This is a genomic window from Amycolatopsis sp. NPDC104863 (assembly GCF_055582965.1).
Map to the genome: position 1 here is coordinate 333994 of NZ_JBVJOW010000011.1, position 12870 is coordinate 346863.

General features: G+C 72.7%; 7 protein-coding genes and 1 pseudogene. 6 read left to right on the top strand and 2 right to left on the bottom strand.

Annotated elements, in window-relative coordinates; genetic code table 11:
• Positions 1 to 348: 348 nt before the first annotated feature.
• On the bottom strand, positions 349 to 1542 hold the full coding sequence (locus ACZ63J_RS45265; protein WP_465407014.1) for a sensor histidine kinase: 1194 nt from the start codon (positions 1540 to 1542) through the stop codon (positions 349 to 351).
• A gap of 90 nt (positions 1543 to 1632) precedes the next feature.
• Positions 1633 to 2115: a hypothetical protein gene (locus ACZ63J_RS45270; RefSeq protein ID WP_465407012.1), complete on the bottom strand. Its 483-nt coding sequence runs from the start codon at positions 2113 to 2115 to the stop codon at positions 1633 to 1635.
• Positions 2116 to 2483: 368 nt separating this feature from the next.
• On the opposite strand from ACZ63J_RS45270, the gene ACZ63J_RS45275 reads away from it, so the two are divergent.
• From ACZ63J_RS45275 to ACZ63J_RS45300, 6 genes and pseudogenes are all read left to right on the top strand, one after another.
• On the top strand, positions 2484 to 8648 hold the full coding sequence (locus ACZ63J_RS45275) for an amino acid adenylation domain-containing protein (protein WP_465439942.1): 6165 nt from the start codon (positions 2484 to 2486) through the stop codon (positions 8646 to 8648).
• Positions 8645 to 8860 (top strand): MbtH family protein, encoded by a 216-nt coding sequence (locus ACZ63J_RS45280; RefSeq protein ID WP_465302552.1) that lies wholly within the window; start codon positions 8645 to 8647, stop codon positions 8858 to 8860. The genes ACZ63J_RS45275 and ACZ63J_RS45280 overlap by 4 nt, the downstream gene beginning before the upstream one ends.
• The gene (locus tag ACZ63J_RS45285) at positions 8857 to 10119 is read left to right on the top strand and encodes a beta-ketoacyl-[acyl-carrier-protein] synthase family protein (RefSeq protein WP_465407008.1); all 1263 of its coding nucleotides are present in this window, start codon (positions 8857 to 8859) and stop codon (positions 10117 to 10119) included. The genes ACZ63J_RS45280 and ACZ63J_RS45285 overlap by 4 nt, the downstream gene beginning before the upstream one ends.
• A 19-nt stretch (positions 10120 to 10138) precedes the next feature.
• A pseudogene (gene panD, locus ACZ63J_RS45290) lies at positions 10139 to 10507 on the top strand (aspartate 1-decarboxylase); the annotation flags it as partial.
• 41 nt (positions 10508 to 10548) lie between these two features.
• Positions 10549 to 11568, top strand: coding sequence for a ferritin-like domain-containing protein (locus ACZ63J_RS45295; RefSeq protein ID WP_465407007.1), 1020 nt, complete (start codon positions 10549 to 10551; stop codon positions 11566 to 11568).
• Between the two features lie 22 nt (positions 11569 to 11590).
• Positions 11591 to 12853 carry a beta-ketoacyl-[acyl-carrier-protein] synthase family protein gene (locus ACZ63J_RS45300; protein WP_465407005.1) on the top strand — a complete coding sequence of 421 codons (1263 nt, stop codon included), beginning with the start codon at positions 11591 to 11593 and terminating at the stop codon, positions 12851 to 12853.
• Positions 12854 to 12870: the final 17 nt, after the last annotated feature.

A 12870-nucleotide genomic window follows, 5' to 3' on the forward strand; every position in this document is an offset into this window, starting at 1 on the left:
GCTAAACGGGGAAAGAGCACCCTTTGGGATCGCGCCCTTTGTTGTTTTTTTTCTCCCCCCCCCCCCCCCCCCCCCCCCCCCCCCCCCCCCACCACGGCAGATCGGGACAGGTGTCCGGCAGACCGCGCTGACCTGGCCGCTCGCTGGGATTCCCCGCCCCACCTCGCGCCCGGCAGACCGCGCTCGCCCGGCCGCTCGCCAGGACTCCCAGCCCAACGGACCGAAACCGGTGCCCGACAGACCGCGCTCGCCCGGATTCCTTGCCTCCAATGGATCGGGACCCGGCGTCCGGAAGCCCAGCCGACCCGGCTGACCAGCACCGATTCTCCTGCCACCCCAACGGAATCCCTAAGCAGGCATCTCCAGAACAACCTGAAAGCCACTCGCGTTCGGCTCCGCAACCAGCGCCCCACCAAGCAGCTCAGCCCGTTCCCGCATCCCGCGGATCCCATACCCCGCGCCACTGGCCGCCAGCTCTCCGGACCGCTCCGGCACCGAGCCGTTCTCCGGCAGCCGATCCCGCACACTCATCCGGACAGCGTCCGTCAGGTACTCGAGTGTGATGGTGACATCGTTGGCCGGGGCGTGTTTGCGGACGTTGGTCATTGCCTCCACCGCTACCTGGCGCACCGCGAGAGCCGACTCGGCCGACAGGGTGCGGGGTTCGCCGGTGGAAGCGAACTTCGCGCCATGGTCGGCGGCCAGGGAAACCAGCTCCTCCGCCAACGGGATCCGCTCGCCACGCAGGGCGAGCACTGCCTCCCGGGCTTCGACCAGGCCCTTTTCGGCCATCCTCCGCGCTGTCTCCACCTGCTCGGTGACCTGGTCCGCACCGGGGATCCGCACGGCGATCAAGCGGGCGGCGTCCAGGTGGACCAGCTGGGCGGTCAGGCTATGGGCGAGCACGTCGTGGATCTCCCGCGCGATGCGCGCGCGTTCGGCGAGGGCCGCCGCCTCGGCTTGGGCTGCCTGGGCTGCCTGTTCCGCGGCTCGCGCGGCGCGTTCCTGGCGCAGCAGCGACCGGGTGGTCTCCCTGGCCTCTTTGTCCCGCCTGCTCAGGAAACCCACGGCGAAGGCGATCGCGGTGACGATGAAGAACGGCTGCCACGGGTGGGTCGAGGCGACGACCGTCAGCGCGGCCGCGGCGAACCCGGCGGCCACCACCACCGGCGCCAGCTGCACCATCACCAGGGTGGTGATGCTCGTGGTCGCCAGGGCCAGGAGCTCGCTGCCCAGCAGGAGCGCGCCGGCGATCACCCCGATCTTCACCGCCAGGCAACCGAGCAGCAACGCGATGTTCCGCTGCTGTGCGGCATACCGGGCCACGGCCGCCGCGAGGAGGAGGACCACCTCGAGGCCGATCAGCTCCAGGCGCCGGGTCAGCCGGTCCTCGGCGCCCGGCAGCTCGACGACCACGACGACCAGACCGCCGACCGTCAGCACCGCCCGCACCACGCGGCCCACGGTGCGGGCCGCCGGCGACCCGAAGCGGTAGACCGCTCCGGGCGCCGGCCACGAGTCCCACAAGCCCTGTGCCCCCATGACCCAGTTCCTCACCACGGCGGAATCCGCTCGATATTCGGTCATGGTCAGGCTACTGGGAGTCATCAGGCGGCGGCAAACGCCGGTGGCTCAGCCGGCCGCGGCCGCCGCCGGCACGAGCCGGACGGACTTGGCGGAGCGGACCGCGACCACGATGGCCCGGGCGAGCAGCATCGCGCCGAAGGAAATGGCGATGAACCCGAAGCTCGTGCCGGTGTCCATGCTGTTGCCGATCGCGTGGAACGCCTGCCGGCTGAGCACCAGGCCGGCCCAGATCGGGACGGCGATCCAGCCGCCCTGCAGCCACGTGACACCGTCGGCGTCGCGGGACACCTTGAGCAGCATGCCGTACACCGCGCCGAGCAACGCGCCGACCACGACGACCGCGGCGCCCAGGCCGATCGAGGCCCCGGGCTTGGCGTGGTCGATCAGGTCCGGCTCGAGGCACCCGACGGCCACCGGAAGGATCGGCAGCAGCCACGTCAGCAGCTTCAGCTTGGTCCGCCGGAACTGCCGGAGGAACACGAACAGCAGCACTGCGACCGTCAGTACCGGAGTGATCGTCTCGCTCATCGGAAATCTCCGTCCTCACTGGTGAGGGAGCTCGGCTCACCGAGTACCAGTTGTGTGTCGTTCGGATGGGCGCGGCCGGCGCTGGGGGGCCGCCGACCGCTGAAGCAAGACTAGGGCTTCGGCGCCCCGTTTCACCTCTGCGTAGGGGTAGAGGTGCACACCTCCACCCCCGGGTGGAGACCGGTGCCGGTCTCCCGTGCCGCCCGGCAACGCCGAACCGCCCGCCGATTGCCGGTTCCCTGCCTGGTAGGGCATTCGCTCCCGCGCAACCATGGTCGACGCGGACCGTACCGGCCCGTCAGCGCGGGCCACCGGTGTCGCGCCGGCGAGCCCGGGCACAGCTGCCGACCGAGTGGGAGATGCCGCCTGTGACAACCGTCGATTCCCCGCTGGAAGCGGCACTTCCATTGTCCCCCTTGCAGGAGGGCCTGTTCTTCCACGCCCAGCTGAGCCGGGACGGCCTGGACGAGTACACCAGCCAGCTCGCCCTGCGGCTGGACGGGGAGATCGACCCCGCCCGCCTGCGCTCGGCGTGCGAAGCCGTCGTAGCGCGGCACGCCACCCTGCGGACGAGCTTCCAGCACCGCAAGTCCGGTCAGCCGGTGCAGCTCGTGCACCGCGAGGTCGCCGTCCCGGTCGCCTTTGTGGACTTCGGCGCGGAAGCGCCGGAAGACCGCGAAACCCGGCTGCTCGCCCACCTCACGGAAGAACGGCTGCGCGGCTTCGACCTCACCCGGCCGCCGCTGCTGCGGTTCGACGTCGTCCGGCTCGACGAGCGGCAGCACGTGCTCGTCCTGACCCACCACCACATCCTGCTCGACGGCTGGTCGCTGCCGATCGTCGTGCGCGACCTCATCACGCTGTACGCCACGGACGGCGACACCGGCGCCCTGCCGCCGGCCGTCTCCGTCGCCGGTTACCTGTGGTGGCTGGCAAAACAGGACAAGGACGCGGCCGCGGCCGCGTGGCGGGAAGCGCTTGCCGGGCTGCCCGCGCCCACCCTCGTCGCGCCGGGACAGGCCGACGGCCGGGACCGCATGCCCGCGCTGTCCGTGGCCGAACTGTCCACGGAGTCCACTGCAGCGCTTGTCACCGCCGCGCGGACGCGGGGCCTGACCCTCAACACGATCGTGCAAGCGGCGTGGGCGCTCGTGCTCACCACCCTCACCGGCAGCACGGACGTCGTGTTCGGGCAGACGGTTTCGGTCCGGCCCGCCGGCGTCCGCCGGGTCGAGGAGATGGTCGGGCTGCTGATCAACTCCGCGCCCGTGCGCGTCCGCCTGGATCCGGCGGAAACGGTAGAAGCACTGCTGAACCGGGTGCAGGAAGAGCAGTCCGCCCTTTCCGACCACCACTTCCTCGGACTCCCGGAGATCCAGCGGCTCGCCGGGCGCGGCCCGCTGTTCGACACCTTCGTCGCCATCAGCACCGCCCGGACCGACGCGGACTCCACCGCCACCGAACCGCTGCCCGGCCTGCACGTCACCCCGATCACCGGGGACGCCGACGGCGGCGCGCGGGACGGCGCGCTCGGGTCGACGCACTACCCGCTGAGCCTGCTCGTGGTGCCCGGGGACCGGATCCTGCTGGAGTTGAACCACCGGACCGATTCGTACTCCGCCGCGCAGGCCCAGCGCGTGCTCGACCTGCTCGAGTCCGTCCTGGCCACGATCGCCGGCGAGCCCACGGCTCTCGTCGGCCGCGTCGAGCCGCTGGAGGCGGCCGAGCGGGACACCGTGCTGGACTGGGCCACCGGCCCGGAAATGGACTTCCCCGCCGACACGCTGCCCACGCTCTTCGAGGCGCAGGTCCGCCGGACCCCGGAAGCGACAGCGCTTTCCGACCGCACGACGTCCCTCACCTACGTCGAGGTCGACGCGGCGGCGAACCGGCTCGCCGCCGAGCTGCTCGAACGGGGTGTCGGTCCCGAAGACCACGTCGCGGTGCTGTGGCCGCACAGCGCCGAACAGATCGTCGTGCTGCTCGGGATCATGAAGGCGGGCGGCGCCTACCTGCCCATCGACCTCACGCTGCCGCCCGACCGGATCGCGTTCCTGCTGGCCGACGCCGCGCCCGTGCTGACGCTCGTGGCCGAGGGTGTCCACGCCGGAGTGCCCGAGGGCGCGCTGACCCTGGCCGACCTCGATCTGGACCGCCACTCCGCAAACGCCGTGACCGACGCGCGGCTGCGCCCCGACCACCCTGCCTACGTGGTCTACACCTCCGGGTCGACCGGCCGCCCCAAGGGTGTGCAGACCCTGCACCGGTCCGTGATCTCCTACCTCGCCTACGCGCGGGAGGCCTACCCCGGGCTCGCCACCTCGGCGGTCGTCCACTCGCCCATCTCGTTCGACCTCACCATCACCGGCGTCTACGGCACGCTCAGCGCGGGCGGGCACGTGCACCTCGCGGGGCTCGACGAAACCGAGCCGCCGCCGATCGGCCCGGCGCCGTTCGGCAAGGCCACCCCGAGCCACCTGCCGCTGCTGACCGGCACGCACCCGTGGCTGGCCTCGACGGACGAACTCGTGCTGGGCGGGGAACAGCTCGTCGGCGAGGCCCTGCGCGAACTGCGCACGGCGATCCCGACCGTCACCGTGATCAACGAGTACGGGCCGACCGAAACGACCATCGGCTGCATGCAGTACCGCATCGAACCCGGCGAAGAGGTCTCCCCCGGCGCGGTCCCGATCGGCCGCGGCATCCCCAACATCGACACCTACGTGCTCGACCCGTGGCTGCGGCCGGTCGCCGCCGGGGTCCCCGGTGAGCTGTACATCGGCGGGATCGGGCTGGCGCGCGGTTACCTCGGCCGGCCCGGCCTGAGCGCGGAACGGTTCGTGGCCAACCCGTTCGGCGCGCCGGGTGAGCGGATGTACCGCACCGGCGACGTCGTCTGGTGGTCGGCCGGCGGGCAGATGGTCTTCAGCGGCCGGTGGGACGACCAGGTCAAGATCCGCGGCCACCGCATCGAGCTCGCCGAGATCGAGGGCACGCTCACCCGGCACCCCGCGGTGCACCAGGCCGTGGTCGCCGTCCAGGAGAGCGGGCGCGCCAAGCGGCTGATCGGGTACGTGGTGACCGACGACGACTTCGACGCCGAGCCGCTGCGGGAGCACGCCGCCGCCCAGCTGCCGGACTACATGGTGCCGGAAGCGTTCGTGCGGCTGCCGGAGCTGCCGTTGACCGCCACCGGCAAGGTGGACCGGGCCGCGCTGCCGCCGGTGGCGGCGGAGCGGGCGCCGGTGACGGCCCAGCCCGCGCGCACGGACGTCGAACAGGTGCTGTGCCGGCTGTACGCCGAGGTCCTCGGGGTCCCCGAAGTCGGTGTCCACGACGGCTTCTTCGAGCTCGGCGGCGACTCCATCCTGTCGATCCAGCTGGTGGCCAAGGCCCGGCAGGCCGGGCTGGTGCTCGCGCCGAAGGACGTCTTCGCCCACCGCACGGTCGCCGCGCTGGCGACGCTGCCCGGGCTGGCCGACGCCGGCCTGACCGGCCAGGCCCCGGCCGACGACCAGGACGGCACCGGCAAGTTCCCGGCGACGCCGATCGTCCACCGGCTGCGGGAGCTCGGCGGCCCGGTGGACGCGTTCAACCAGTCCACCCTCCTCACCGTGCCCGCCGGGCTCGGCGTCGAGCACCTCACCACGGCCGTGCAGGCGCTGCTCGACCGGCACGACGCGCTGCGGATGCAGCTGACCGGCGACTGGTCGCTCGCCGTGCCGCCGCCGGGGTTCGCCGACGCCGCCGACTGCGTCCAGCGGGTCGACGTCGAAGGTCTGACCGGGGCGGCGCTGGCGTCGGCGGTCGCCGACCACGCGGCGCTCGCCGTGGACCGGCTGCGGCCGGCCGCCGGCCGGATGGTCCAGGTGACGTGGTTCGACGCCGGGAGCGAGCCCGGCCGGCTGCTCGTGGTGGTCCACCACCTCGCCGTCGACGGGATGTCGTGGCGGATCCTGCTGCCGGACCTGCACGCCGCCTGGCGCGCCGCGCGTGACGGCGCTTCCGCGCGGCTGGCGCCGGTGCCGACGTCGCTGCGCACGTGGAGCCTGGCCTTGTCCGATGCGGCGACCCAGCCGCGCTGGACCGAGGAACTGGCTCAGTGGCAGGAAGTTCTCTCCGGTGACGACCCGGCGCTGGCCGCCGAAAGCCTCGATCCGCGCCGGGACGTCCACCGCACGGCGGGCACCCTCGCGGTGCGGCTCACCCCGGAGGAGACCCGGCCGCTGCTGACCACGCTCCCCGCGGCGTTCCGCGGCGGCGTCAACGACGTGCTGCTCACCGCGCTGGCGCTGGCCGTCGCGAGCTGGCGCCAGGCACGCGGCACCGGCGGCGGCACCGACGTCCTGGTGGACCTCGAAGGGCACGGCCGCGAGGACGTCGGCGGCCTGGACCTGTTCCGCACCGCCGGCTGGTTCACGACCCTGCACCCCGTCCGTCTCGACCCCGGGACCTCCGGCGTCGGCGAGGCGTCGCTCGGCAAGGCCCTGCGGCGGGTCAAGGAACAGCTGCGCGCCGTCCCGGACCACGGCATCGGCTACGGGCTCGCGCGGTACCTCACCGAAGACGGCCGGGCCGCGCTCGCCGGCCGGCCGGACCCTCAGATCGCGTTCAACTACCTGGGCCGGTTCACCACCGAGGCGGACTCCGAGTGGCGGGCCGCCGGTGAGTCCCCGGCGCCGTCGGTGCCGCCGGACTTCCCGCTCTCACACGTGCTCGAGCTCGACGCCGTGACCGAGGACCGCCGAGACGGCCCGCACCTGACCGCGACGTGGAGCTGGGCGTCCGCGCTGCTGTCCGAAGAGGACGTTCAGACCCTGAGCGACGCCTGGCTGGCCACCCTCCGGGTGATGGCCGCGTACGCCGAGCGCCCGGCGCTGGCCGGCCTGACCCCGTCGGACGTCCCCCTGGACGACATCACGCAGGACGAGCTCGACCGGCTGGCCGAGGAATCGCCGGTGACCGACGTCCTGCCGCTTTCGCCCACGCAGCAAGGTCTTCTCTTCCACGCGCTGTACGACCGCGAGGCCCTCGACGTCCACAACGTCCAGCTGGTGTTCGAGCTCGAAGGCTCGCTGGACCCGATGCGCCTGCGCCGGGCGTGCCAGAAGCTGGTGGACCGGCACGACACGCTGCGCACCCGGTTCGTCCGGCTGGCCTCCGGCGAACCCGCGCAGGTCGTCTCGGCGCACGTCCCGCTGCCCTGGCAGAGCGTCGACCTGCGGGAGCCGGGTGAACCCGAGCAACGGCAGCTGCTGGACGAGCTGCTCGTGCGGGACCGGCTCGAGCCGTTCGACACCGAACGCGCGCCGCTGCTGCGCGCCAAGCTGGTGCGCCTGGGCAAGTACCACTACGCACTCGTCCTGACCCAGCACCACATCCTGGCCGACGGCTGGTCCGGGTCGATCGTGCTGCGCGACCTGGCCCACCTCTACCAGCGCCACGGTGACCCGACCGGCCTGCCGGCCGTCACGCCCTACCGCCGTTACCTCGAATGGCTGGACCGCCAGGACACCGGCGCGGCCCGCGCCGCGTGGCAGAAGGCGCTGACGGACCTGCCCTCGCCCACCCTGCTGGCGCCCCACACCGACACCGCGCTCGTGCGGGCCATGCCGGAAACGCAGACCGTCGTAGTGCCCCTGGCCACCACCGCGGCGCTCACCGAGCTGGCCCGCACCCACGGCGTCACGCTCAACACGGTGGTCCAGGTCGCCTGGGCACTGACGCTGCACCGGCTCATCGGCCTGTCCGACATCGTGTTCGGCAGCACGGTTTCCGGGCGCTCGCCGGACCTGCCCGGGTACGCGGACATCGTCGGCCTGATGATCAACACGGTCCCGGTGCGGGTCCGGCTCGCCGGCGCCGAGAAGCTCGGCGCGCTGCTGGCCGACGTCCAGGGAGAACAGGCGGAGCTGACCGGGCACCACCACCTCCCGCTCGGGGAGATCCGGCGGGCCGCGGACGCGGGCGCGTTGTTCGACACCTGCCTGGTGTTCGAGAACTACGCCACGCCGCAGCAGCACTCGCCGTCCGGCACGCTGAGCATCGCCGAGGTGCGCGGCCACGACCCGTACCACTTCCCGCTCAAGCTGACCGTGACGCCGGAAGAGCGCCTGCACCTGGCGTTCGGCCACCGCCCGGACCTGCTGAGCGCGGCCACCGCGGAGCGCGCGGCGACAGTGTTCACCGGCCTGCTGGCGGAGCTGGCGAACCGCCCGTCCTCGGTCGTCGGCGACTTCCTGCCGGACCCCGCCCGGGTGCGCCGGGTCCGGGAGACCGTCACCGCGCTCGTGGCCGGGCTGCTCGGCGTCGAGGCGCCCGGTCTCGACGACGACTTCTTCAGCCTCGGCGGCGACTCGCTGCTCGCGATGCGCCTGACCGGCCGGATCCGGACGGCACTTCAGTCCACAGTGGACATCAGCTCGATCTTCCACGCACGCACGGTGCGGCGCATCGCCACGCTCTGCGTGCTGGCGTCGCCGGGTTCCCCCGGTGACGGACACCCGCAGCCCACGACGAAAGGCACCCGGTGACGCAGAACCCCTTCGACGACCCGGACGGCACCTTCCTGGTCCTTCGCAACGAAGAGCGGCAGCACTCCCTGTGGCCGTCCTTCGTCGAGGTCCCCGCGGGCTGGACGGTCGTGCACCCCGAAGACACCCGGCAGGCGTGCCTCGACTACGTCGAAGAGCACTGGACGGACATCCGGCCGCAGAGCCTGGTCGACGCGATGGACTCGGCATGAGCGACGACGACACGGTCGTGGTGACCGGGCTCGGGGCGATCACCCCGCTCGGCGCCACGGTCAAGGAAACCTGGGCGGCGCTGCTCGAGGGCCGCGGCGCGGTCGCGAAGCTCGACGAGCCGTGGGCGGCCCGCCTCCCGGTCCGGATCGCGGCGAAGGCCGCGGCGGACCCCGCCGAGCTGCTCGGGCGGGTGCCCGCCCGGCGGCTCGACCGGGTGGGCCAGTTCGGCGTCCTGGCGGTGCGCGAAGCGTGGTCCGACGCGGGTTTTGTCGGCCCGGCGGACGGTGACTCCGCGGGCCGGCCGGACCCGGAACGGGTCGCCGTGGTGCTCGGCACCGGCGTGGGCGGGGTGCACACCGTCGTCCACAACCACGACCAGTTGCGGGAGCACGGGCCGCGCAAGGTGTCACCGCTCGCGCTGCCGATGCTGATGAACAACCACGCGGCGGCGCAGGCCTCTCTGGAGATCGGCGCCCGGGCGCTGGCGACGGCGCCGAGCACCGCCTGCGCGGCGGGCGCGGAGGCCATCGCCGCCGGGCTCGACCTCATCCGCCTCGGCCGCGCCGACGTCGTCGCGGTCGGGGGCGCCGACGCGGGAATCCACCCGCTGGTCGTCGCCGGGTTCGCGCAGATGCGGGCGCTGTCGGCCCGCAACGACGAGCCGGCGCGCGCGTCCCGGCCGTTCGACCACACGCGGGACGGGTTCGTGCTCGCCGAAGGCTCGGCCGTGCTGATCCTGGAGCGCGCCTCCCACGCCCGGGCGCGGGGCGCGCGGGTCTACTGCACCCTGGCCGGGGCCGGCATCAGCGCCGAGGCCCACCACATCACCAGCCCGCACCCCGACGGCGCGGGCCTGGCGAGCGCGTTGCGCCGGATGCTGTCCGACGCGCGGCTCGACCCGGCCGACGTGGGACACGTGCACGCGCACGCCACCTCGACCGGCGCCGGCGACGTCGCCGAAAGCCGCGCGATCAGCACGGTGTTCGGGCTGGGGACCGTCCCGGTCTCCGCGATCAAGTCGATGACCGGGCACCTGCTCGGCGCGGCCGGCGCCCTCGGCGCGGTCGCGTCCGTGCTCACCCTGGTGCACCGGGTCGCGCCGCCCACCGCCAACCTCGACGACCTCGACGAGCGGATCGACGTCGACGTCGTCGGGACCTTCCCGAGGGAGCTGACCGGCGGGCCGCGCGCCGCGATCTGCAACGCCGCGGGTTTCGGCGGCCACAACGTGTCCCTCGCCTTCACCCCCCACCCCTGACGACCGGAGGGCGCCAGCCATGCAGCGCACCATGCTCAAGTCCAAGATCCACCGAGCCACCGTCACCCAGGCGGACCTGAACTACGTCGGCTCGCTCACCCTCGACCCGGCCCTGATGGACCAGGCCGACCTCCTGCCGGGCGAGCTCGTGCACGTCGTCGACGTCAACAACGGCGCGCGACTGGAGACCTACGTCATCGAAGGCGAGCGCGACTCCGGTGTCGTGTGCATCAACGGCGCCGCCGCGCGCCTGGTGCACCCCGGCGACATCGTCATCATCATCGCCTACGCCACCGTCGACTACGCCGAAGCCGCCTCGCTGGCGCCCCAGGTCGTGTTCGTCAACGAGGTCAACGCCGTGGTCAAGGTCGGCACCGACCCCTCGTCCTGAAACCGCCGCACTCCAGCCCGAAGGGACCATCACCCACGATGATCACCGAGTCCCAGGAGGAACAGGACTCCACACTGTTCACCCTCGAACAGACCACCGCCAGCCTGATGGAAGTCGACGCGTCCTTCCGGGCCAACCTGAACTGGAACTACGGGGAGCGCAACAACCGCATCTGGGCGCTCTACGAGAAGAACAAGGTCAGCCAGTGGAACGCCGCGACGGACATCGACTGGGACCACGACGTGAAGTTCGGCGCGCCGCTGGAGGAGTGGCAAAGCCGCGGGGTCGCGTCGTTCGTCGTCGGCACCGACAGCCCGGTGCCCGCGGAGCTGCTCAACCAGTTCCGCTGGGAGTACCAGGCCTGGATGGTGAGCCAGTTCCTGCACGGTGAGCAGGGCGCGCTGGTCACCACGGCGCGGCTGGTGGAGACCGTGCCGGACATGGAGGCGAAGATCTACGCCGCCTCCCAGGTCGCGGACGAAGCCCGGCACGTCGAGGCCTACGCCAAGTACATCGACGAAAAGCTGGAGACGTCGTACCCGATCAACGCCGGGCTCAAGGCACTCCTGCGCGACCTGCTCAAGGAGTCCAACTGGGACATCGTCTACCTCGGCATGCAGGTGATCGTCGAAGGGCTGGCGCTGGCCGCGACCCGGCTGGCGAGCACCGGGTTCGGCGACCCGATCATCACCGCCATCACCAAGATGATCGCCCGCGACGAAGCCCGGCACATCGGGTTCGGCGTGGTCGCGCTCACCGGCATGTACGACAGCATCACCACGGCCGAGCGGGACGAGCGCGAGGCGTTCCTGCTCGAGTCGATCCACCTGATGTCCCGGCGGTTCCTGCTCCGCGAGGTCTGGGAGCGCATGGAGCTCGACGTCGAACGCGGGATCACCTTCGCCCGCAACGACCCGATGATGTTCGGCTACCGGCAGCTGCTGTTCCAGCAGGTGATCCACATCCTGCGCCAGCTGGGGATCCTGACCCCGAAGCTGCGTGACCTGTTCCTCAGCGAGTCACTGGCCAAGCCGGACGCGTTCCGCGGAATGTCCTAGGCCCACGGATCGGAGAACCGGCGTGCGTTCGCAGTGCGAAGACGTTGTGGTCACCGGCCTGGCGGCGACCACGCCGCTGGGCGGGGACATGCGGTCCACCTGGCGCGAGCTGCTGGCCGGCACGTCGGCCGCGGCCGCGCTGGCCGAGCCGTGGGCCGCGGCGCTGCCGGTGCGGATCGCCGCGCGCGCCGCGGCCGAACCGGCGCCGCTGCTCGACCGCGTGCTGGCCCGGCGGACCGACCGGGCGTCGCAGTTCGCGCTCGTGGCGGTGCGCGAAGCCTGGCGTGACGCCGGTTTCACCGCCGCGGCGGGTGAGCCGGGCCAGCCGGAGCCCGCGCGGGTCGGGGTCGCCATCGGGAGTGGCATCGGCGGCCTCGGCACGCTGCTGGCCACGCACGACCTGGTGCGCGACGACGACAGCCGGCGCGTGTCGCCGTTCGCGGTGCCCATGCTGATGAACAACTCGGCGGCCGCGCTGGCCGCGCTGGAGCTCAACGCGACGGCGGCCGCGCACGCGCCGTCGACCGCGTGCGCCGCGGGCGCGGACGCCATCGCCGCGGCGCTGGACATGATCCGGCTGGGCCGGGCGGACGTCGTGGTCGCCGGCGGCACCGAGGCGATCGTGAACCCGACCGCGCTCACCGCGTTCGCGACGATGAAAGCGTTGTCGCGCACCAACGAAACGCCGTCGAACGCCTCCCGGCCCTACGACAAGAAGCGGGACGGGTTCGTGCTCGGCGAAGGCGCCGCGCTCCTGGTGCTCGAGTCCGGCCGCCACGCCCGGCGCCGCGGCGCGCGTGTCTACGCGGAGCTGGCCGGGGCCGGCGTGAGCGTGGACGCCCACCACATCACCCGCCCGCACCCCGACGGCCGCGGGATGGCCCAGGCCATCGGCCGCGCGCTCGACGACGCCCGGATGCGGGCCGCGGAGGTCCGGCACGTCAACGCCCACGCGACGTCCACCCCGCTGGGCGACCTCGCCGAGTCGGCGGCCATCACCTCGGTGCTCGGCACCCGCGGCCACGCCGTCTCCGCGATCAAGGCGTCCGCCGGGCACCTGATCGGGGCGTCCGGCGCGCTGTCCGCGGCGACGACCGTGCTCGCGCTGCACCACCGCACGGCGCCGCCGACCATCAACATCCAGGACCTGGACGACGCCATCACCCTCGACGTCGTCCGCGACGACCCCCGCCCGCTGGCGGCCGGGTCGCTCTCGGCGTTGAGCAACTGCGCGGGCTTCGGCGGGCAGAACGTCGTGCTCGCCTTCCGCACCCTGAACCACTGAAAAAAACGGGCCGTGCG